The sequence below is a fragment of the Amycolatopsis lexingtonensis genome (assembly GCF_014873755.1).
GTDB lineage: Bacteria > Actinomycetota > Actinomycetes > Mycobacteriales > Pseudonocardiaceae > Amycolatopsis > Amycolatopsis lexingtonensis.
The window spans coordinates 8,840,963-8,861,611 of sequence record NZ_JADBEG010000001.1; the positions used below are offsets into that span (position 1 = coordinate 8,840,963).

22 protein-coding genes are annotated in these 20,649 nt (G+C 71.4%); 10 read left to right on the forward strand and 12 right to left on the reverse strand.

The genetic code is table 11. From position 1 onward, the window contains the following. Positions 1-21 precede the first annotated feature (21 nt). Positions 22-1,134 carry an acyltransferase family protein gene (locus H4696_RS41260; protein ID WP_086856916.1) on the forward strand — a complete coding sequence of 371 codons (1,113 nt, stop codon included), beginning with the start codon at positions 22-24 and terminating at the stop codon, positions 1,132-1,134. Between the two features lies 1 nt (position 1,135). On the opposite strand, the gene ald is transcribed toward H4696_RS41260, so the two are convergent. Further along, entirely contained in the window at positions 1,136-2,251 is a 1,116-nt protein-coding gene (gene ald / locus H4696_RS41265) for an alanine dehydrogenase (RefSeq protein WP_086856917.1), read from the reverse strand. 171 nt (positions 2,252-2,422) lie between these two features. Between ald and H4696_RS41270 the strand changes: the two genes are divergently transcribed. After that, the gene (locus H4696_RS41270) at positions 2,423-3,358 is read left to right on the forward strand and encodes a zinc-binding dehydrogenase (RefSeq protein ID WP_086856918.1); all 936 of its coding nucleotides are present in this window, start codon (positions 2,423-2,425) and stop codon (positions 3,356-3,358) included. 304 nt (positions 3,359-3,662) lie between these two features. Here H4696_RS41270 and H4696_RS41275 read toward each other — a convergent pair whose 3' ends face one another. Both H4696_RS41275 and H4696_RS41280 read right to left on the reverse strand, forming a co-directional pair. Beyond that, positions 3,663-4,577 (reverse strand): zinc metalloprotease, encoded by a 915-nt coding sequence (locus H4696_RS41275; protein ID WP_086856919.1) that lies wholly within the window; start codon positions 4,575-4,577, stop codon positions 3,663-3,665. A gap of 162 nt (positions 4,578-4,739) precedes the next feature. Then, a complete protein-coding gene (locus H4696_RS41280; RefSeq protein WP_086856920.1) occupies positions 4,740-6,296 on the reverse strand; it encodes a helix-turn-helix domain-containing protein in 1,557 nt (518 codons plus the stop codon). Positions 6,297-6,346: 50 nt separating this feature from the next. Between H4696_RS41280 and H4696_RS41285 the strand changes: the two genes are divergently transcribed. Then, positions 6,347-6,967, forward strand: coding sequence for a class I SAM-dependent methyltransferase (locus tag H4696_RS41285; RefSeq protein ID WP_086856921.1), 621 nt, complete (start codon positions 6,347-6,349; stop codon positions 6,965-6,967). Positions 6,968-7,026: 59 nt separating this feature from the next. On the opposite strand, the gene H4696_RS41290 is transcribed toward H4696_RS41285, so the two are convergent. From H4696_RS41290 to H4696_RS41300, 3 genes are read right to left on the reverse strand one after another with little or no spacing between them, the layout of a single operon-like run. Next, a complete protein-coding gene (locus H4696_RS41290; protein WP_086856922.1) occupies positions 7,027-7,449 on the reverse strand; it encodes a hypothetical protein in 423 nt (140 codons plus the stop codon). A gap of 30 nt (positions 7,450-7,479) precedes the next feature. Further along, a complete protein-coding gene (locus tag H4696_RS41295; RefSeq protein WP_086856923.1) occupies positions 7,480-7,851 on the reverse strand; it encodes a roadblock/LC7 domain-containing protein in 372 nt (123 codons plus the stop codon). Beyond that, the gene (locus H4696_RS41300) at positions 7,841-8,776 is read right to left on the reverse strand and encodes a hypothetical protein (protein ID WP_086856924.1); all 936 of its coding nucleotides are present in this window, start codon (positions 8,774-8,776) and stop codon (positions 7,841-7,843) included. The genes H4696_RS41295 and H4696_RS41300 overlap by 11 nt, the downstream gene beginning before the upstream one ends. Positions 8,777-9,078: 302 nt before the next feature. Here H4696_RS41300 and H4696_RS41305 point away from each other — a divergent pair, with 302 nt between their 5' ends. Then, complete coding sequence (locus tag H4696_RS41305) at positions 9,079-9,480, forward strand: hypothetical protein (protein WP_249026864.1); 402 nt, start codon at positions 9,079-9,081, stop codon at positions 9,478-9,480. 7 nt (positions 9,481-9,487) lie between these two features. Here the strand turns inward: H4696_RS41305 and rdmE are convergent, their stop codons facing one another. Then, positions 9,488-11,020 (reverse strand): aklavinone 12-hydroxylase RdmE, encoded by a 1,533-nt coding sequence (rdmE, locus tag H4696_RS41310; RefSeq protein ID WP_086856926.1) that lies wholly within the window; start codon positions 11,018-11,020, stop codon positions 9,488-9,490. A gap of 171 nt (positions 11,021-11,191) precedes the next feature. Between rdmE and H4696_RS41315 the strand changes: the two genes are divergently transcribed. Both H4696_RS41315 and metX read left to right on the forward strand, forming a co-directional pair. Continuing rightward, positions 11,192-12,502 (forward strand): bifunctional o-acetylhomoserine/o-acetylserine sulfhydrylase, encoded by a 1,311-nt coding sequence (locus tag H4696_RS41315; RefSeq protein ID WP_192782808.1) that lies wholly within the window; start codon positions 11,192-11,194, stop codon positions 12,500-12,502. Continuing rightward, positions 12,499-13,617, forward strand: a complete 1,119-nt coding sequence (metX, locus tag H4696_RS41320; RefSeq protein WP_086862762.1) for a homoserine O-acetyltransferase MetX — start codon at positions 12,499-12,501, stop codon at positions 13,615-13,617. Before H4696_RS41315 ends, metX begins: the two co-directional genes overlap by 4 nt. Here metX and H4696_RS41325 read toward each other — a convergent pair. Then, positions 13,568-13,825, reverse strand: a complete 258-nt coding sequence (locus tag H4696_RS41325) for a hypothetical protein (RefSeq protein ID WP_143265242.1) — start codon at positions 13,823-13,825, stop codon at positions 13,568-13,570. The two genes, metX and H4696_RS41325, sit on opposite strands and share 50 nt — an antisense overlap. Positions 13,826-13,839: 14 nt before the next feature. After that, positions 13,840-14,718: an AurF N-oxygenase family protein gene (locus H4696_RS41330; RefSeq protein WP_086862763.1), complete on the reverse strand. Its 879-nt coding sequence runs from the start codon at positions 14,716-14,718 to the stop codon at positions 13,840-13,842. A gap of 68 nt (positions 14,719-14,786) precedes the next feature. Here H4696_RS41330 and H4696_RS41335 point away from each other — a divergent pair, with 68 nt between their 5' ends. After that, the gene (locus tag H4696_RS41335) at positions 14,787-15,413 is read left to right on the forward strand and encodes a TetR/AcrR family transcriptional regulator (RefSeq protein ID WP_086862764.1); all 627 of its coding nucleotides are present in this window, start codon (positions 14,787-14,789) and stop codon (positions 15,411-15,413) included. Between the two features lies 1 nt (position 15,414). Here H4696_RS41335 and H4696_RS41340 read toward each other — a convergent pair whose 3' ends face one another. Further along, the gene (locus tag H4696_RS41340) at positions 15,415-16,155 is read right to left on the reverse strand and encodes an SDR family oxidoreductase (RefSeq protein ID WP_086862765.1); all 741 of its coding nucleotides are present in this window, start codon (positions 16,153-16,155) and stop codon (positions 15,415-15,417) included. 74 nt (positions 16,156-16,229) lie between these two features. On the opposite strand from H4696_RS41340, the gene H4696_RS41345 reads away from it, so the two are divergent. Continuing rightward, the gene (locus tag H4696_RS41345) at positions 16,230-16,787 is read left to right on the forward strand and encodes a TetR/AcrR family transcriptional regulator (protein WP_086862766.1); all 558 of its coding nucleotides are present in this window, start codon (positions 16,230-16,232) and stop codon (positions 16,785-16,787) included. Here the strand turns inward: H4696_RS41345 and H4696_RS41350 are convergent. Beyond that, on the reverse strand, positions 16,784-17,284 hold the full coding sequence (locus H4696_RS41350) for a hypothetical protein (protein WP_086862767.1): 501 nt from the start codon (positions 17,282-17,284) through the stop codon (positions 16,784-16,786). The genes H4696_RS41345 and H4696_RS41350 overlap by 4 nt on opposite strands. A gap of 46 nt (positions 17,285-17,330) precedes the next feature. After that, a complete protein-coding gene (locus H4696_RS41355; protein ID WP_169735081.1) occupies positions 17,331-17,921 on the reverse strand; it encodes an SACE_7040 family transcriptional regulator in 591 nt (196 codons plus the stop codon). A 196-nt stretch (positions 17,922-18,117) separates the two neighbouring features. On the opposite strand from H4696_RS41355, the gene H4696_RS41360 reads away from it, so the two are divergent. Both H4696_RS41360 and H4696_RS41365 read left to right on the forward strand, forming a co-directional pair. Continuing rightward, positions 18,118-18,888 (forward strand): SGNH/GDSL hydrolase family protein, encoded by a 771-nt coding sequence (locus tag H4696_RS41360; RefSeq protein ID WP_086862768.1) that lies wholly within the window; start codon positions 18,118-18,120, stop codon positions 18,886-18,888. A gap of 145 nt (positions 18,889-19,033) precedes the next feature. Then, positions 19,034-20,647 carry a carboxyl transferase domain-containing protein gene (locus tag H4696_RS41365; RefSeq protein ID WP_086862769.1) on the forward strand — a complete coding sequence of 538 codons (1,614 nt, stop codon included), beginning with the start codon at positions 19,034-19,036 and terminating at the stop codon, positions 20,645-20,647. The last annotated feature ends 2 nt before the right edge of the window (positions 20,648-20,649 follow it).

Sequence of the window (20,649 nt, forward strand, 5' to 3'; positions counted from 1 at the left end):
TCCGCGGCCGACGCTGCGGGCATGATCATCTCTTGGCGGCCCCTCGACCACGACGCGTACCGGTCGTCGTCGTGGTTCCCCGGTTTGACCGGCCTGCGCGCGCTCGCCGCGCTGGCCGTCGTGTTCTTCCACTACGGCGGCCCGGCCCTCGACCGGCTGCAGGGCTGGATCGCCGTCCAGCTGTTCTTCGTGCTGTCCGGCTTCCTGATCACGACGCTGGCGTTGCGCGAAGAGGACCGCACCGGCCGGATTTCGTTGCGCGGCTTCTATATCCGAAGAGTTTTCCGCATCCTGCCGGTGTACTTCCTCCTGCTCGGCCTGACGGCGCTGGCGGTGACGCTCGCCGGGACGTATGGGAGCAGCCGGCTCGCCGACGCGATGCCGTACTACCTGACCTTCCTCAACGAGGTCGTCGACTTCAACACGCCGTACCCGACGTCGTGGTCGCTGAGCGTGGAGGAGAAGTTCTACCTCGGCTGGCCCGTGCTGCTCGTGCTGACGTCGTTCGCGAAGACGGGCAAGACCGCGCTGCGCCTGCTGATCGGCGCGGGTGCGGTGGGGTTCGTGCTCGGGGTGCTGCCGCTGGCGCCGTCGCACCAGTGGGCGAGCCTGTCGGTGCACTACGGCTCGCTGGTCGTCGGCTGCCTGCTCGCACTGGTGTTGCACCACCCGCGCGGGTTCGCGGTGCTGCGGCCACTGACCAGCCCGGCCGCGGCGGTGCTGGTGGCGCTCGGGTTCGGTGCCCTCCAGCTTTCGGTGAAGCCGCTGGGGAGGACGTTCGGCGGGCACTGGCAGTTCGTCGTCCCGGTCTACGCGGTGGGCGCGGCCCTGCTGCTCGCCGCGGTGGTCTCGGCGGGCCCGGTCCGGCGGGTGCTCTCGAGCCGGGTGCTGACGTTCATCGGAGACCGGTCCTACGCGCTCTACCTGGCCCAGACGGGCGCGGCGGGCGTGACCGGCCTACTGTTCCCGACCGGCTTGGGCAAGGCGGTCGCGACCTCCGCCGTCGCGCTGCTCTTCGCGTGCGGCCTGCGGAAGTGGGTCGAGCAGCCGTCCATCGCGTACGGGCGGCGGCTGCTGGCAAAAGGGGAGCGGGCCCCTGCCGCGGAACGACAGGGACCCGCTCGGGTGGGATAGGTCAGGCGAGGACGGTGGCCAGCGGCGTGTGCGCCAGGTCGTGGGCCACCGCGACCGGGCCGTTGGTCAGGGCGCCGGCGTGCGTGTTGAGGCCCTTCGCCAGCGCCGCGTCCGCCTGCAGCGCGGCCTTCCAGCCGTGCTCGGCGAGCTGTACAGCGTAAGGCAGCGTGACGTTGGTGAGGCCGTACGTCGACGTCCGGGGCACCGCGCCCGGCATGTTCGCGACGCAGTAGAAGACGGACTCGTGCACGGTGTAAGTCGGGTCGTCGTGCGTGGTCGGGCGCGAGTCGGCGAAGCAGCCGCCCTGGTCGATCGCGATGTCGACGAGCACGCTGCCGGCCTTCATCCGGGACACGAGTTCGTTCGAGACCAGCTTCGGCGCCTTCGCGCCCGGCACCAGCACCGCGCCGATGACCAGGTCGGCCTGCAGCACGGACTCCTCGACCGACAGGCGGTTCGACGTCACCGTGCGGATGCGGCCGCCGAAGTCGTTGTCGATCTGGCGGAGGCGGTCGACGTTGGTGTCGAGGATCTCGACGTCCGAGCCGAGGCCCAGCGCGACGCGGGCGGCGTTGAGGCCGGCCACGCCGCCGCCGATGACGACGACGCGCGCCGGGTGCACGCCCGGGATGCCGCCGGGCAGGACACCGCGCCCGCCGCTCGGCTTCATCAGGGAGAACGCACCGACCTGCGGGGCCAGCCGGCCCGCGACCTCGGACATCGGGGCGAGCAGCGGGAGGGCGCCGGTGGCGGTCTGCACCGTCTCGTACGCGATCGCGGTGGTGCCGGCGGCCAGCAGCGCGTCGGTCAGCGGCCGGTCGGCGGCGATGTGCAGGTAGGTGAAGAGGACCTGGTCGCGCCGGAGACGTCCGTACTCCTCGGCGATGGGTTCCTTGACCTTGAGGACGAGCTCGCCCTCGGCCCAGGTCTCGTCGGCGGTGGCGAGGATCTTCGCGCCGGCGGCGACGTACTCCTCGTCGGCGATGGACGAACCGGTGCCCGCGCCGGTCTCGACGAAGACGTCGTGCCCGCGCCCGACCAGCTCGTGCACGCCGGCCGGGGTCAGCGCGACCCGGTACTCGTGCTTCTTGATCTCACGGGGAACGGCGATACGCACGGTCGGCCTCCTGGGTCGGTCTGCGTCGAAAACGGTGCGGTGTTGCCACTCACGGTGAGCCACCCGGACGGCGGTGTCATCGTGCTGCGCGGACATTTCTTCGCGGCTTTCGTGGTGCTCCGCGGACAACACTGTTGACCTCGACTTCACTTGAAGTTGCAGCGTGGGGGCATGAGAGCTGTTTGGTTGCGGGAGTTCGGCGGGCCGGAGGTGCTGGTCCCGGGGGACGCACCGGATCCGGTCGCCGGGCCCGGTCAGGTGCTGGTCGAAGTGGCCTTCGCGAACACCACGTTCGTCGAGACGCAGTTCCGGGCGGGCGCGCCCGGGCCGTTCCGGGCGGCGCCGCCGCTGATCCCGGGCAACGGCGTCGGCGGGGTGATCAGCGCGGTCGGCGAAGGGGTGGACCCGGGACTGGCCGGCCAGCGGGTGGTGACGTCGACCGGCGGCTCCGGCGGCTACGCCCAGCGCGTCGCGGTGGACGCGGCGGCGGTGTTCGCGGTGCCGCCGTCCCTGGAGCTCGACGCGGCGGTGGCGGTGCTCGCGGACGGCCGCACCGCGACCGGCTTGGTGCATGCGACCAGGGTGCGCCCGGGCGATCGAGTCCTGGTCGAGGCGGCGGCGGGCGGCGTCGGCGGCCTGCTGGTCCAGCTGGCGAAGGCGGCGGGCGCGTTCGTGATCGGCGCGGCGGGTGGCCCGGCGAAGGTGGCCCGGGTCCAGGCGGCGGACGCCGTCGTCGACTACCTGTTGCCGGACTGGGCGTCTTCGCTGGGGGAGATCGACGTGGTCTTCGACGGCGTGGGCGGCTCGATCGGCGCGGCCGCTTTCGGCCGGCTGCGCCGAGGTGGTCGGATGGCGGCCTACGGCCTGGCGAGCGGCGCGTGGGCGGAAGTGTCCGAAGAGGACGCTGCTTCGCGCGGGATCACGGTGGTGCGCTCGATCGGCGGGGCGGAGGAGATGCGGGCGTTCACGGAGTCGGCACTGGCGGAGGCGGCGGCCGGCCGGCTAGTGCCGGTGATCGGCCAGCGCTTCCCGCTGGAGAAGGCCGCCGATGCCCACGCGGCGATCGAATCCCGCACCACGGTGGGAAAGACGCTGCTGGTGGCATGAGCGGAGGCCTTGATTTTCCGGCCACCGGAGAGGGAACACCGCGCCCCACCCTTCCCTGGGGGACGAGCCCCGCTCAGTCTATCGGCGAGCACTGACGGTCTGGCCGTTTTGCGGGCTGCGAGGCCGAACTGTCCACAGGGGGCGGGGGTTGTGGACAGTTCGGCCGACCCGGGCCTGAATGGCCTTGCCCAGCGGTGAAAACGGTGGAAGCCGTGGTGCACCCGGCCGTGCTGGACTTACCGAGTGCCATGAGGGGCACCTTCATGGCACTCAAAGCCAAGAAGGTGCCCCTCATGAACAACCGTCAGCCGCGGTAAGCGGACCAAGAGCTGTTCATCCGCGTGCCCTGGCCCGCGGTGAACTCGTACATGCAGCCGTCATAGCTGTAGTCCATGAAGTTGTGCACCGGGTCCTGGCCCGTCGACGTGCAGGTGTCCTTGTTCGTCGGGCACCCGGACGTCGCCGTCGCCTCGGCCGGGGTGTCGGACACGTAGTCGCCCGAACCGGAGCAGCCGCCCTGGAACGTGTGGTACAGCCCCATCCAGTGGCCGACTTCGTGGGTGGCCGTGTCGCCCTCGTTGTAGTTCGTCGCCGAGCGGCCCGGGAGGGACTCGTCGAGGATGACCACGCCGTCCATCTTGGGCTTGGAGTTGTAGTTCCAGGGGAACGTCGCCCAGCCGAGGAGGTCGTCGCCGAGGTTGGCGGTGTAGATGTTCAGCGCGTTCTTGCCGCCCTTGCGCAGCGCATTCTTCATGTTGCGCTCGGCCGACGTGCCGTCGGTGATGCCGTTGTACCAGGTGGAGTTGTTCGTGTAGTCCGTGCTGACCAGCGTGAAGCTGAAGCCGCTGGAGGCGTACGCGCTGTTCAGCACCGAGATCTGCTTGGTGATCGTCGACGACGGCAGGTTGCCGGTCGAGCCGCTCGTGATCACGTGGAAGTACACCGGGATCGAGACGGCCGCCGCGGCCTTGAACGTCGTTCGCTTGCCGGCCAGCTTGCTCTGCATGTCCGCCTCGACGCGGGCTGCTTCCGCCGGGGACAGGCTGTCGGCGTGGCCGTCCTTGCTCCGGTCCGCCGCGTGGGTGGGCGTGAAGCAGTCGGCGGACGGCGCCGCGACCGCGCTGCCGGTGGTGGTGCCCGGGACGACCAGGGCGACCAGGGAGAGCGCGGACACCGCGCCCAGCTTGACGGCCCTGCGCAACCGCTCCGAACTGCTCATGGACACTCCTCTGCGACGACCCGGCGACCCCGGGTGGTCAGAGAAAAATGCGGCAGGCGATCACCGGAATCCACCACCTTTCGGCTGGAAAGCACAATCCGGACGATCGGCGCGATCCATGCGGAGCAACGCATGCGTCGCGCACTGGGCCGAACGGCGCAATCAGCTCCAGCGCAGCGCCACCAGCTGGGTGAGCAGCGCCAGCCGGACGTCCGGGTCGTCGAGGTCCAGCGGGACCAGCTCCAGCAGCTTCCGCATCCGGTACCGCAGGGTGTTCGGGTGGATCCGCAGCTCCCGCGCCGCCGCGCGCGGGTCGCCGGGGTGGCGCAGCCACTCGTACAGCGTCTCGACGTAGCCGGCCTTGCCCGTCTCGTCGTGCGCGCGCAGGGCGCCCAGCGGGCCGAGCTCGACGACCTTCGCCCCGGCTGCCGCCGTCGCGCCGCGGTGCAGGGTCAGCGCCGTCCAGGCTTCGTCGAAGGTGATCACGCGCTCGTCGAGCAGTTCCGCGCGCAGCAGGCCGAGGGCTTCGTCCGCCTGGAGGCGCGACGCCGAGAGGTCGCCGATCTCGCCGGGTGCGCCCGCCGCGGCGCGCGGAGCACCGCTGCGACGAGACGGTCCCGTCGCGACGAGAGCCTCGCGCAGTTCCGGCCAGCCGCCGGGGCCCGTCCGGTCCGGGACCACGGCGTAGAGCAGCCCGCCCAGCTCGGTCGCGACCGGGCGGCTGCCGATGCCCTGGGAGATCCGTTCGAGCAGGGCGAGCCGCAGGCCTTCGGCGTCGCGCCCGTCGCCGCCGGTGACCTCGATGACGACCACGCGGTGCGGCTCGTCGGACAGGTCCAGCTCCGCCATCGCCTTGCGCGGGTTCGCCCGGCCTTCGAGCACCCCGCGCAGCAGCTCGGCCGACGCGCGGCGCTGCGCGTCGGTGTGCGCGCGGCGCCGCAGCAGGTGCAGTGCGACGACCGGGGCGGCGTCGGCGAACGCGGCCGCGCGCTCGTCGGACACCGGCCCCGCGACGACCGCCCACATCGACCCGAGCAGCTCGCCGCCCATCCGGATCGGCACGATCAGCCGCGGCAGCGTGCCGTCGCGCTGCGCCGGGACGAAGATCGTCTGCCGCCCGCGCGACAGCTCGCGGAACACCCCGCGCGACCGGAACCGCGCGAGGACGTCGTCGGGGATGCGGCGGCCCATGATCGTGGCGACGCGCGCCGGGTCGGTCAGGTCTTGGCGCGCGGAGTAGGCGAGCACACGCGAGTTGGTGTCCTCGATGGTCACCGGGGCGTCCACGACGGACGCGACGGCGTCGGCGAGCCGGAAGAGGTCGCCGGAGCCGGGGTCGAGGTCTTCGGACTCGTCGGCGAGGGCGTCGAGGACCGTCCGCAGCAGCCAGACGAGCTGCGCCCACGACGTCGCCGCGTGCACCTGCACCAGCGCGATCCCGCTCGCCTTCGCGGCCCGTTTCACCGCCTGCTTCGCGGCGAGCGGCGGCTTGAGCAGCACGGCGGCGGCGCCCTGCGCGGCGCTCTGGCGCACCAGTTCGGCGGCGTCTTCGGGACCGGTCGTGGCGACGCCGAGCACGAGGTCCCCGGCCGACAGGGTGACCGCGCCGCCGGGCTCGGCGATGACGACGTCGGCGACCGCGGGGGAGTCGTCGGGCACCTGGAGCGCGTGGAGCAGCGTCGGCCCCACCCGGTCGACCACGCTGCGCACCGAGACCACGGGATCATTCTGGCCGAGAAAGCGGTGGACGGCTCGGTAGGGTCGGAGAGGTGAGCGAGGCCCGGCGGATCGTCGAATCCGGCTATGACAGCTCGGCGGGGCGGTACCTCGAGTGGAGCGCCCGCATCGAGGACGACCCGCGGCTGCGCTTCCTGAGCGAGCTGACCGGCCGGCTCCCCGCCGGTTCCCGCGTCCTCGACCTCGGGTGCGGGGCGGGTGTCCCGTGCACGGCGGTGCTCGCCGAGCACCACGACGTCGTAGGTGTCGACCTCTCCGCGACGCAACTGGAGCTGGCGCGGCGCAACGTCCCCGGTGCGCGGTTCGAGAAGGCCGACATGACCGCGGTGTCCTTTCCGGACGGCGGCTTCGACGCGGTCACGGCGTTCTACTCCGTGCTGCACGTGCCCCGCGAGGAACAGGGCGCGCTCTTCGTGCGGATCGCCCGCTGGCTGCGCCCCGGCGGCTGGTTCCTGGCCGCGCTCGGCTGCAGCGAAGCGAACGGCGTCGAAGCCGACTGGCTGGGCACGCCGATGTTCTTCAGCAGTCACGCGCCGGCGGTTAACCGCCGTTCACTCGAAGCGGCGGGCTTCACGCTCGAAGTGGACGAACCCGTGACGATCCAGGAACCCGAAGGGCCGGCGCGCTTCCACTGGGTGCTCGCCCGGCGCTGAACCAGGGCCTGCCGGGGCGGTGGCGGGCGGACGCACCGCCCCGGCAGGCGTTCAGGGGGTCAGAGCTCCACGCTCTTGACCACGCGGCGCGCACCGGCGATGAGCATCCCGATGTTCGCCGAGCGCGGGCAGACGACGACGGCGACCACGTCGGCGTTGCGGTTGTCCCGCAGGAACAGGTGCGTCAGGTTGGCGCTGTTGACGAGGACTTCCTGGAAGTAGTGCTCGTTGCCGGCGATGCCGCGGCGTTCCTTGAAGATGTCTTCGATCATCACGACCGTGCGGCCCTGGAACAGGTCGAGGGTCGCCCCGGCCAGCAGGTCCAGCACTTCCGGCGGGTGGGCGTCAGTGGTCTCGACCGAGAGCAGCATGCCGGTGGCCAGGTCGACGACGCCGGAAGCCAGGCAGTCGGGCACCTCCTGCCGCATCCGCTTGACCAAGACGGTCATCTGGTCCGACATGGTCTGGCCGTTGCCCAGCATGTCCGTTCTCCTTCTTCCGGTTTTTCGGGTTCAGCAGGCGGTGAGGATCGAGCCGATGCGCTCGATCGTGGGCAGCGATGCGTGGTGCAGGCGGCCGATGTCGAGGCCTTCGTCGCCGAGCACGACCATCAGCGCGAGCCGGTCGACGGAGTAGACGGCCAGGTAGCCGCCGCTGCTGCGGACGACGGCCTGGCGGAACGCGCCCTGGCCGATCGTGGCGGCGGTCGTGTGCGCCAGCCCGAGGTGGGCGGCGGCGAGCGCGGAGACGCTGTCGGGGTCGATCCGGTCTTCGGTGTCGGCCACGATGAGCAGGCCGTCCACCCCGGCCACGAGGGTGTCGGTGACCCCGTTCACCCGCCGCCGGAGCGCGTTGAGCTCGGCGGCCAGCGCGTCACGGTCCACGTGCGGTTCCTTTCCGGTCCTCGGGTTCGTCGGTGGTGCGGTCGGGCGCCGGGTCCGGCGGCCCGGCGCGGATGCGGTTCAGCAGCCGGGGCAGCACCTGCCAGCCGGACGGACGGCGGTCGTCCCCGGCGCCGCTGGCCCCGGGATCGCGCCGCGGCAGGGCGGGTTCCGGTTCTCGGGTGGCGAGCGCTGGGCCCGGTGCCCGCGGCCGCAGCGGGCGCCGCGGACCGGCGGTGCCCGGTGGTGCGCCGTCGGCGATGGCCAGCAGCCCGTCGCCGACCAGCCGTGACACCTCGACTGTCACCGGGAAGACGTTGCGCCCCAACAGGAACGCGATGTCCCTGGCGCAGCGGCGGCCGTTGGCGCAGGCGACGATGTCACGCCGGGTGCGGCCCGGCGCGGCCGCGGCGGGTACCGGGACCAGGCGTTCCCGGTACGGGGAGATCGGCGTGGGCAGCGCGGCCAGCGCGTCGATCCGCCGCCGGGTTTCGGCCAGCAGCAGGTCGACGTCGAGGCCCGGGCTGACCGGCACGGGCACGTCGAACGGCCGGGGATCGACGGCGTACTCGTCGATCGTGCCCGCGACGACGGCGAATGCGCCGTCCCGGGCGGCCATGGTGGTGATCAGCCGCAGTTCGGCGGCGCCGATCCCGGTGCCGCCGAGTAGGTCGTCGAACGGGGCGGTGCCGCCGGCGCGCAGCACCGCGGACCAGTCCTCCTCGCGGATCCGGCCCGAGCGCAGCAGCAGCGCGTCCGGCCCCGGCGCACCCGGGCTGTCGACCGCCACCACGGCTCCTTCGCGCAGGTGGAACACGCCGCCGGGGCGGCCCGCGAGGCAGAGCGAGCCGGTGGTGCCCTCGGCCCGGCAGGCGCTCAGCGCCCACGCGAGGAAGTCGAACGAAGGCCGCGCTCGCGTTTCGCTCACCGCACTCCTGGCTGTTTCCGGAAATGGCGGCCCGAAAGATCGTCTTCAGGCTCGAGGAGTGGCCGACTCTATGGCACCGGTGCTCGCGTTCCCAGAGGGTTCCCCCGATTTTCGCAATAACCGAAAATTCTTGCCGTGACCGCCGGGAGGCCGAAAAGAACTGTCCACTCGGCAGTGAATCTCTTTGCGTTGCAAGAACATACCCCGGTGGAAGCGCCGGTCGATCTTGTGGCATTCTCTCGCGCTTGTTCGCAGCGACCGGTTTTCGAAAGTGTGAGGTGATCGGCTTGTACGGACGTGACGTGGCGGAATGGAAAAAGATGATCGCGGCCGGGCGGACGATCCTGATCGCCAGAGCGGTGGCGGACCGGACCACTTCGTACGGCGAATTCGCGGCCGCGCTCGTGCGTGCCACCGGCGTCCCCGGGTTCGACTTCACGACCGGCGCCGGCCGCGCGAGCATGGCGTACCTGCTCGACCGGATCTCCGAGGCGGCGTACGCGGAGTCGGGCGGCCGGCTGCTCGGCGCGCTCGTCCGCAACCTCGGTGCCGACGACGCCGGACCGGGCTTCTACCGGCTCGCGAGCCGGAAGGGGCTGGCGGTGCCGCGCACCCGCGGCGGCCGCCAGCTCTTCTGGGCCCAGCACGTGCGGGAACTGCACGAGCACTTCGCCGGCGTCGCCCACCGGCCGGCCGCGGGGTGAGGCCCGGCTAACGCGAAAGGACCGCCGTCAGCGCGCGCCGCAGTTCGCCCGCCGGGTCGTCGACGGGGTCCGGGGCGCGCCACGCCACGATGCCGTCCGGGCGGACGAGTGAGGCGCCGCCTTCCGACAGGCCGTAGCGCGCGGCGAACACCTCCTCCTCGACGACGTGGCAGTCGATGCCGGCGGCCGCCGCGGCCGGGGCCCACGCCGCGCCGTCACCCGCGCAGAGCAGCACCCACGAATGGCCCAGCAGGTCCAAAGTGGACTCCAGGCCGGGCGCCCGGAACCCGGGGCGCCCGGTCGGCGCGTGCACGTCCTCGACGCGCGCGCCGTCGTCGGGCTCCTCGGACAGGACGGCCGTCGAGCGGTAGCGGAAGCCGAGGAGGATGCCCAGCGGGTCCTCCGCCGGGGTGATCCCGGAGACGTCGAGGCCGGGGTGCATGCGCTGCTTCATGTTGTGCAGCGACGTGTCGATGACCATCCGCGCGATCGGCCGGCGCTCGGCTTCGTAGGTGTCGAGCAGTGCCGGACCCGCTTCGCCGCGCAGCACGGCGGCGAGCTTCCACGCGATGTCCGCGGCGTCGCCCGCCGCCGTGTTGCCGCCCATCCCGCCGGTCGGCGGCGTCACCTTCGCGGCGTCGCCGATCAGGAAGACCCGTCCGTCGCGGAACCGGTCGGCCAGCCGCGCGGCGACTTCCCAGGACCCGGTCCAGACGATCTCCGGCTCGAGGTCCGGCAGGTCGGTGGCGCTGCGGATCATCGCGACCAGCCGCTCGGGGGTGAAGTCGGCCGGGCTCTCGCCCTTCTCCGGGAAGTAGTCCGGCGCGAAGACGTACCGGTTCGGGACGTCGGTGTTGACCAGCCCGGCGGTGAACTCGGGGTGCTGCAGGTAGAACAGGTCGGTCACGCCGGCCTGGACGCGGTCGCCGAGGTCGGCGTCGAAGACCACGCCGAGGCAGTGGCTCAGCGCGTCCATCCCGGTGGTCCCGATGCCGAGCCGGGCCCGGATGCCGCTGCGGCCGCCGTCGGCCGCGACGACGTAGTCCGCGCGCACCACCGTCTCCTCGCCCGAATCGCGGTGCCGCAGCGTCGCGGTGACGCCGTCGTCGTCCGGCGCCAGGTCGGCCAGTTCCGTCCGGAAGCGGACGCGCGCGCCCGCCTTCTCCGCGTGCGCCAGCAAGATCGGCTCGACGACGTCCTGCCCGGCCATGCCCGCGGGCAGCGTGGTCGACGCCGAGACGTCGAACTCGCTGCCGTCCTCGACGAGCCGGTGCAGCACGCGGCCGGCCAGGCTGGTCGCGACGGTGATCCGCAGCCCTTGCGACGCGCGCGGGCTCACCGCCCGCACCTCGCGGTCGATGCCCGCCCAGTGGAACAGCTCCATCGTGCGCCAGTTCTGCCCGGCGGCCCGCGAGTGGACCGACGTCCCGGCGTGCCGTTCGACCGTCAGCACGTCCACTCCGGCCTGCGCGAGGAACAGCGACGCCGACAGCCCGCCCAGTCCGGCCCCCACGACCAGCACCTGTACCCGCTCCGTCATGACTACCTCCATGTCCGTGAATCTCCCTGGAAAAGTATCTTAGCCACAGAGAGATTAGTTTGCCAAGCCGGTGGTACTCCCAGGGCGTGGGAACGGTTGGGTGCTCCGTTCGGCCCCAGTAGCTTCGGCCTGGCAGCCCACCTGAAGCCTTTGAGCCGCAAGGAGAAACCGATGAGCGCGGACGACACCTCGGCGTGGTCCTTCGAGACCAAGCAGATTCACGCGGGCGCCGCGCCGGACCCGGCGACCGGTGCGCGGGCGACCCCGATCTACCAGACGACGTCGTACGTCTTCCGCGACAGCCAGCACGGCGCCGACCTGTTCAGCCTCGCCGAGCCCGGCAACATCTACACGCGGATCATGAACCCGACCCAGGACGTCCTGGAGCAGCGGCTCGCGGCGCTCGAGGGCGGCGTCGCGGCGCTGGCGTTCGCGTCCGGCTCGGCCGCGACCACGGCGGCGATCCTCAACCTCGCGGGCGCGGGCGACCACTTCGTCTCGAGCCCGTCGCTCTACGGCGGCACCTACAACCTGTTCCACTACACGCTGCCGAAGCTCGGCGTCGAGGTCACCTTCATCGACGACCAGGACGACCTGGAGCAGTGGCGTGCCGCCGTCCGGCCGAACACGAAGCTGTTCTTCGCCGAGACGCTGGCCAACCCGGGCAGCAACGTCCTCGACATCCGGGGCGTCGCCGACGTCGCGCACGAGGCCGGCGTCCCGCTCGTCGTCGACAACACGGTGCCGACGCCGTACCTGCTGCGCCCGATCGAGCACGGCGCCGACGTCGTCGTGCACTCCGCGACGAAGTACCTGGGCGGCCACGGCACCACGGTGGCCGGCGTCCTGGTCGACGGCGGTACGTTCGACTTCGGCAAGGACCCGGCGAAGTTCCCGGGCTTCACCGAACCCGACCCGAGCTACCACGGCCTCAAGTACTGGGAGGCGCTCGGCCCGGGTGCGTACGCGGCCAAGGCGCGCGTCCAGATCCTGCGCGACACCGGCGCGGCGATCTCGCCGTTGAACAGCTTCCTGATCCTGCAGGGCATCGAGACGCTGTCGCTGCGCCTCGAACGGCACGTGGCGAACGCGCAGGCGCTCGCCGAGTGGCTGGAGCAGCGCGACGAGGTCGAGAAGGTCTACTACGCGGGCCTGCCGTCGAGCCCGTTCTATTCGGCGGCGCAGAAGTACCTGCCGCGCGGCGCGGGCGCGGTCCTGTCGTTCGACCTGCGCGGCGGCGTCGAGGCGGGCCGCAAGTTCGTCGACGGCACCGAGCTGCACAGCCAGCTGGTGAACATCGGAGACGTCCGCAGCCTGATCGTGCACCCGGCGTCGACCACCCACAGCCAGCTGAACCCCGAGGAGCAGCTCTCCAGCGGCGTCACGCCGGGCCTGGTCCGGCTCGCCGTCGGGCTGGAGGGGCTCGAGGACCTCAAGGCCGACCTGGAGGCCGGATTCCGGGCGGCGAAGGCGGAACTGTGACGGCTGACCCCGTCACCGGGGCCTGGCGGATCGGTGATCCGCCGGGCCGCCGTCAGTTCGTCACCGGCCCCGGCGCGCTCGCGCTGGAGGCCGGTGGCGTGCTGCCGTCCTTCACACTCGCGTACGAGACGTGGGGGACGCTGAACTCCGGCGCGTCCAACGCGATCCTCGTCGAGCACGCGCTGACCGGCGACAGCCACGCGGCCGGTCCGCTCGAACCCGGGCACCCGAACGCGGGCTGGTGGGACGCGCTGATCGGGCCCGGGAAAGCTTTGGACACCGACGAATACTTCGTCGTGGTCCCGAACGTGCTGGGCGGCTGCCAGGGTTCGACCGGCCCGTCGTCGCCGGCGCCGGACGGCCGGCCGTGGGGCAGCCGGTTCCCGGTCGTGACAGTGCGGGACCAGGTGGCGTCGGAGGCGGTGCTGGCCGACCACCTGGGCATCGACCGCTGGGCGGCCGTCGTCGGCGGCTCCATGGGCGGGATGCGCGCGCTGGAGTGGGCGGTTTCGCTGCCCGAACGCGTGGCTTCGGTGCTGGTGCTGGCGTCCACCGCGCAGGCGTCGGCCGAGCAGATCGCCTGGGCGGCCCCGCAGCTGCACGCGATCCGCAGCGACCCGTTCTTCCACGGCGGCGACTACTACTCGGAGGCGTCGGGGCCGGTGGCCGGGCTCGGCGTCGCCCGCCGGATCGCGCACGTCACCTACCGCAGCGAGCCGGAGCTGGCCCAGCGGTTCGACCGGACTTACCAGGGCGACGAGGATCCCTTGCGCGGCGGGCGGTTCGCCGTCGAGTCCTATTTGGACCACCACGCCGACAAGCTGGTGCGCCGCTTCGACGCGAACAGCTACCTGGTGCTGACGGAGTCGATGAACACCCACGACGTCGGCCGCGACCGCGGTGGGGTCGCGGCCGCGCTGAGCCGGGTAACGGCTCGCGCGGTGATCGGCGGCGTCGACAGCGACCGGCTCTACCCGCTGTACCAGTCGGCGGAAATCGCCGCCGGGATCCCGGGAACCGTGGAGCCGTCGGTGGTTTCCTCACCGTACGGCCACGACTCTTTCCTCATCGAGTCCGGCCAGATCGCTTCCCTGGTGAAGGCGCTGCTGGGGTAGTCACGCGTTCTCCCAGGCGCACCAGGGTGTTCGCGACCCGCCGGGACGTCTGGGCCGCGTAGTCGCCGAGCCGTTCCGCGGCGCGGTCCGACAGCTTCGCCACCCGCCAGGCGACGTCGTCCGCGCGGTCGCCGGCCTCGTCGCCAGCGGTGGCGATGCGGTCGGCGAGCCGGCCGGTGCCGGCGGCGAGCAAGTCCTTGAGCGCCATGGCTTTCCCTTCGTCTAGAGCATCCCGGCGCGGCGCCACAGCGCCGCGCTCGGGCCGCCGATCAGGTCGTTCTCCTTGAGGAACCGGACGAGCTTCCGGGCGCCGAAGGCCAGCGTCTCCCGCCGGTGCGGGCTCGTCCGCGCGGCGGCCACCGCGACGCCGGGGTCGATCCCCGCGCGCAGGTACTGCCGCGGGCGGGACAGCAGCCGGGACATCAGCAACGCGCCGATCGCGACCACCACGCGGGCGAACTCCTTGCGCCACCAGGGCGCGCCCGCCAGTTCGCGGACCAGGTCGTCGCGCGCGTACCGGACGTGCCGGGCCTCTTCGGTGACGTGGATGCGCATCACCGCGCGCACCACCGGCTGCACCGATTCGTCGTCGAGGTGCTCGCGCTGCAGCGCGTCGAAGATCTCTTCACCGATCAGCGTCGCCACCCACATCGCCGGTCCGTGCAGGATCGTCGGCAGCGCCTGCGCGGACCGCTGCAGCCAGCGGTTGTTGCGGTACGGCCGCCCGTCGACGTGCTCGATCAGCCGGGCGAACATCGTGGAGTGCCGGCATTCGTCGGCGACCTCGGTCAGCGCGTAGTGCACGTGCCGGGTCGTCGGGTCCTGGTGGTAGGACGCGCGCAGCAGCATCTGCATGAGGATCAGCTCGAACCAGATCCCGACGCTGACGGTGTTCACCAGTTCCTGGCGCGACAGCTCGATCCGCTGCTCGCGGCTCAGCGTGTCCCACACCGGCGTGCCGTACAGCGAGACGAGCTTTTCGGGGATGAAGAACCGGTCTTCGTCGAGCGGCGCGTCCCAGTGGACGTCGACGTCCGGGTCGTAGGAAAGCCGGGCGCTCGAGCGGAGCAGCCGTTCGGCGGTGGCTTCGCGATCACCCATGCTGGCCTCCTGTGTCTTGTAACACTAGAACGCATGAAACAATCTCCGTCAAGATGTAAAGTCAGGGCATGCGCGACCTCCTGAAGCACGCGCTCGAAGCCGAACTGCCCGGCGACGAGACCTCCGAACGGATCATGGGCGCGGCGCTCACCCAGGCCGAGGACTTCGGGCTGCGCCGGTTCACCGTGGACGACGTCGCGCGCCGCGTCGGGCTGTCGCGGGTGACGATCTACCGGTACTTCCCGAAGAAGGACCAGCTGCTGGGCGCGCTGATCCTGCGGGAGATGAAGCGGTTCTTGACGAAGGTCGACGCCGTCGTCGAAGCGCAGGCCACCCCGGAGGAGAAGCTCATCGAGGGGTTGAGCTTCTCCCTGGGGTACCTGCGCGGCCACCGGCTGCTCAACCGGCTGCTGCGCACCGAGCCGGAGCTGATCCTGCCGCACCTGACGGTCCAGGCGGGCGGCCTGTTCGCGGCGGCCCGGGCGCGGATCGCGGCGCACTTCCACGCGGAGATCGCCGCCGGACGGCTCAGCCTGCCCGCCGAGGACATCGACGGCATGGCCGAGCTGCTGATCCGGATCGTGGTGTCCCTGGTGCTGACCCAGGAGACGGTCCTGCCGGTGGACGACGACGCCCAGCGCCGCCGGCTGGCCGAGCTGTACCTGGCGCCGATCGTCCGCTCACTGCGCCCGTGACTCAGCCTTGCCGGGTGGGCCGGATGGTGAGGTCGCCGATCTCGACGTCGTCGGGCTGCTCGATGGCGAACGCGATCGCCCGCGCGACGGCGTCGGGGCTGATGCCGAGCGCCGCCATCGCCTGCTGGGCCTGCTCGCGCTGCGCGGGATCCTCGACGTAGTCGACGAGTTCGGTGCGCACGTACCCCGGCGAGATCGACGTCGTGCGCAGGACGCCGTCGGTGGACTCCTGGCGCAGCGCCTCCAGCAGCGTGCGCACGGCGTTCTTGGTCCCCGCGTAGACGGCCTGCGTCGGCACGATCTTCAGGCCCGACGTCGAGACGGTCGTGACGAAGTGGCCGCGGCCCTGTGCGCGGAACACCGGCAGCGCGGCGGCGATGCCGTGCAAGACGCCGCGGAGGTTGACGTCGATCATCGCGTCCCAGGCGTCGACGTCGAGGTCGCCCACCGGGGCGATCCGGGCGACGCCGGCGTTGCCGACCAGGACGTCGAGCCGCCCGAAGCGGTCGACGGCTCGCGCGACGAGGCGCTCGAGGTCGGCGCGCCGCGTCACGTCGACGTCCAGCATCTCCGCGCGGCCGCCGTCGGCGCGGATCTTCTGCGCGAGCGCTTCCAGCCGGTCGGTGCGCCGGGCGCCGAGCACCACCGCCGCCCCGCGGCCGGCGAGTTCCCGCGCGGTGGCTTCGCCGATCCCGCTGCTCGCGCCGGTGATCGCGACGACCTTGTCCAGTCCGTTCGTCATGGGGTCCTCCGTTAAACTGACAACTGTCCGGTTAACTGTAGCGGACACTTGTCCACTTATGCGAGGAGAGTGCCGTGGCCGGTCGTGAGCGCCGTTCGGACGCCGTCGCCAACCGCGACCGGATCGTCGAGGCCGCGCGGGCGGAACTGAGCGAGTCCAACGGGGCGGCCGGCGACCTGAAGCTGCACCGGGTCGCCAAGGCCGCGGGCGTCGGACAGGGCACGCTCTACCGGCACTTCCCGACGCGCGAGCACCTGCTGGCGGAGGTCTACCGGGCCGAGCTGACCCAGCTCGTCGACACGGTGGCGCCCCTGCTGGCGAAGCATTCCCCGCTCGAGGCGCTTGCCCGCTGGCTGGAGCGGCTGGTCGAATACGCGCGCGTCAAGCGTGGTGTGATGGCGGCGATCGAGGTGCCGGCGTGGCAGGACCTCTACTCGAGCCAGCACCACCGGCTCGACGAAGCGCTCGAAACGCTGCTGGACCGGGGAAAGGCCGAGGGCGAGATCCGCGCCGGGGTCGACGCCGCCGACGTCATCCTGCTCCTCGGAGCGCTTTCCCGGATCCCGGGAGCCGAGTGGGACGAGCGGGCGCCCCGGATCGTGGCCGTGATCGTCGACGGCCTCCGCGCCTAGTCGGAGACGGCTTCCGAGATCCAGGGGGCCACCGGCAGGTCGCGGTCCAGGCATTCGACCGACAGCCGGATCGTCCAGCGCAGAGCCTGCAGCACCAGGCTGTCCACCTCGTCGGGCGCCGCGTTGGCGAGGGCGATCTCGACCTGCTCCTGCGCGGCCTCGGTGTTGCCGTGGACCTCCGCCAGCAGCGTGCGGACCGCGGTCCGCACCGGCGGGTCGGCCTGGTCGATCGAGACCTCTTCGCCGTCCTCGTCGAAGACCTGGACCTTGACGGGCGCGCTGCCGCCGTCGCCGAGGGTGGCGACCATCGTGCTGCACTCGCCGAACAGCAGCAGCATCAGCGCCTTGGTCTCGTCCGCGCGGGCCTGCGGCTCGGCGGCCGTCGGCGCGACCTCGACGAGGGCTTCCGCGTCGTCGCCGAGGCTCAGCGCGGTCAGTGCGCGCTGTGCCTTCTCGACGAGCTTTTGCTCGTTCCAGTCCGCTTCCACGTGCCCCATCAAACACCAGCCGCGCCCCTTGTGGGGATACCTTGATCCGGGACGGTCATCCCACCGCGCGAAGGGCACCCAGCGCGAGCCGGGAGAGCAGTTCGGCGAGTTCGCCGTCACCGAGATGGCGGTTGTACGGGGTCGAGTTGATCAGGCCGAACACGGCGTGTGCCGCCGACCGCGCCTGCCGTTCTCCCAGCTCCGGCATGGCTTCGCGGATCGCGCGGACCCACACTTCGACGTACTGGCGCTGCAGCGCGCGCACCTGCTTGCGGTCGGCGTCGGTGAGGTTCGCGAGGTTGCGCTCCTGCACGGTGATCAGCGCTGGGTGCGCGAGCGCGAAACCGACGTGGAACGCGACGAGCCCGGCCAGGATGTCGTCCGGCGTGCCGGGCCGGGCCGCCCACCTCGTGCCGCCGTCGAGCAGGTAGCGGCTGATCGAGTTCAGCATCTCGCCGAGGATCGCGTCCTTGCTGCGGAAGTGCCGGTAGAGCGCCGGGCCGGAGATGCCGACCGCGGCCCCGATGTCGTCGATGCCGACGCCGTGGAAGCCGTGGTGGGCGAACAGTTCGGCGGCCGCCGACATGATCTGTTCGCGTCTGTTCGCCTTCTCGCCGTTCACGAGCGGCGTGGAGTTGGCCGGCATCCGGCCATATTACGGCGCGAAGTTAGCGACCGCTAACACCCGTTCCATCCTTCCGACGTGGGCCGAGTGGGTTACCTACGGGTAACTAGGGGTTCCTTGTGGGGCTTCCACCTGCTGTCCTATTTGGGCTGGCCCTGTCACAAAGGAGTGACCCATGGCTGTTCCCACCCGTAACTTACGGCGATCCCTTCTACGGTTGAGCACGGCCCTGGGGGCCGTTGTCCTTGCTTCTCTCGGCGTGACGGGCCTGGCCCAAGCCGCCGGGACCGTGTACGCCGCGGTCGGCGACTCCTACTCCTCGGGAGTCGGAGCCGGCAGCTACGGCAGTTCCGGGAGCTGTTACCGCAGCTCGAACGCGTACCCGCAGCTGTGGGCCAACGCCCACAGCGGCACCTCGTTCACCTTCCTGGCCTGCTCCGGCGCCAAGACCGGCGACGTGATCAGCCAGGCGAACTCCATCCCGTCCAACGCGACCCTGGTCACCGTCACCGTGGGCGGCAACGACGCCGGCTTCAGCGACGTGATCCAGACCTGCACCCTCGGCAGTGACTCCGACTGCACCAACCGCGTCAACACGGCGAAGACGTACGTCAACAACACGCTGCCGCCGCTGCTGACCAACACCTACAACGCGATCAAGGCCAAGGCGCCGGGCGCCAGGCTCGTCGTCCTGTCCTACCCGCGCTTCTACACCGTGCCCGGCTCCTGCTGGGTCGGGCTGAGCGACACCAAGCGCTCGGCGATCAACTCGGGCGCCGACACCCTGGCGTCGGTCATCCAGTCACGGGCGTCCTCGGCGGGCGCGACCTTCGTCGACGTCCGGCCGTCGTTCGTCGGGCACAACATCTGCTCGTCGGCCGACGACTACCTGCACAGCCTGACCTGGCCGGTGATCGAGTCCTATCACCCGACCGTGGCCGGGCAGTCCGGCGGCTACTACACGCCGCTGCGTGCCGCGATCGGCTGATCTCCGGCGCGAGTTCGTGAAGGCCACCTCCGGGAAGCACAACTTCCCGGAGGTGGCCTTCACGGCATTCCGGCGACTGGACACCCACGTTAGCGGTCGCTAACATCGGGGCGGAGGTTAACGCCTGCTAACTTCGAGGGAGCCCATGGACACGCCGGCACTGGGGACGTCTGCTGCCCCGGACAGCGAGGCCTACGCCCGCAACGCGACGTCGCACGCGGAGCTGGTCGAGGACCTCCGCAAACGGTTGGGGAGCGCCCGGCTGGGCGGTCCGGAGAAGGCGCGCACGCGGCACGTCGAGCGCGGCAAGCTGCTCCCGCGCGACCGCGTCGACACGCTGCTGGACCCGGGATCGCCGTTTCTCGAGCTGTCGCCGCTGGCGGCGACCGGGCTCTACGACGACGAAGCGCCGTCCGCCGGGATCATCACCGGGGTCGGGCGCGTCTCGGGGCGCGAGTGCGTGGTCGTCGCCAACGACGCCACCGTCAAGGGCGGCACGTACTACCCGATGACGGTCAAGAAGCACCTGCGCGCCCAGGAGGTCGCCCTCCACAACAACCTGCCGTGCGTCTACCTGGTGGACTCCGGCGGCGCGTTCCTGCCGCGGCAGGACGAGGTCTTCCCGGATCGTGAGCACTTCGGCCGGATCTTCTACAACCAGGCGACGATGTCCGCGCGCGGCATCCCGCAGATCGCCGCGGTGCTCGGCTCCTGCACGGCCGGCGGCGCGTACGTCCCGGCGATGAGCGACGAGGCCGTGATCGTCCGGAACCAGGGCACGATCTTCCTCGGCGGCCCGCCGCTGGTGAAGGCCGCGACCGGCGAGGTCGTCACGGCCGAGGAGCTCGGCGGTGGCGACGTCCACGCGCGCCAGTCCGGCGTCACCGACCACCTGGCCGACGACGACGCGCACGCGCTGCGGATCGTCCGGCAGATCGTCTCGACGCTCGGCCCGCGCACGCCGCGCCCGTGGGACGTGCTGCCGACCGAAGCTCCGGCGGTCGACCCCGCGGAGCTGTACGGCGTCGTCCCGACCGACCCGCGCACCCCTTACGACGTAAGGGAGGTGATCGCGCGCATCGTCGACGGGAGCCGCTTCGGCGAGTTCAAGAAGGAGTACGGGTCGACGCTGGTCACCGGCTTCGCCCGGATCCACGGCCACCCGGTGGGGATCATCGCGAACAACGGCGTGCTGTTCGCCGAGTCCGCGATGAAGGGCGCGCACTTCATCGAGCTGTGCGACAAGCGCTCGATCCCGCTGCTGTTCCTGCAGAACATCACCGGCTTCATGGTCGGGCGCGCGTACGAAGCCGGCGGCATCGCCAAGCACGGCGCGAAGATGGTCACCGCGGTGGCCTGCGCGCGCGTGCCGAAGTTAACCGTCGTTATCGGCGGCTCCTTCGGCGCCGGCAACTACTCGATGTGCGGCCGGGCCTACTCGCCGCGGTTCCTGTGGATGTGGCCGAACGCGCGGATCTCGGTGATGGGCGGCGAGCAGGCGGCGTCGGTGCTCTCGACGGTCCGCCGCGACTCGATCGAGGCCCGCGGCGGCGAGTGGTCCGCCGAGGACGAAGAAGCGTTCAAGGACCCGATCCGCGAGCAGTACGAAGCCCAGGGCAGCCCGTACTACTCCACCGCGCGGCTGTGGGACGACGGCGTCATCGACCCGGCGGACACCCGCACGGTGCTCGGGCTCGCGCTCTCGGCCGCGGCCAACGCACCCCTTTCCGATGTCAACTACGGCGTCTTCCGGATGTGATG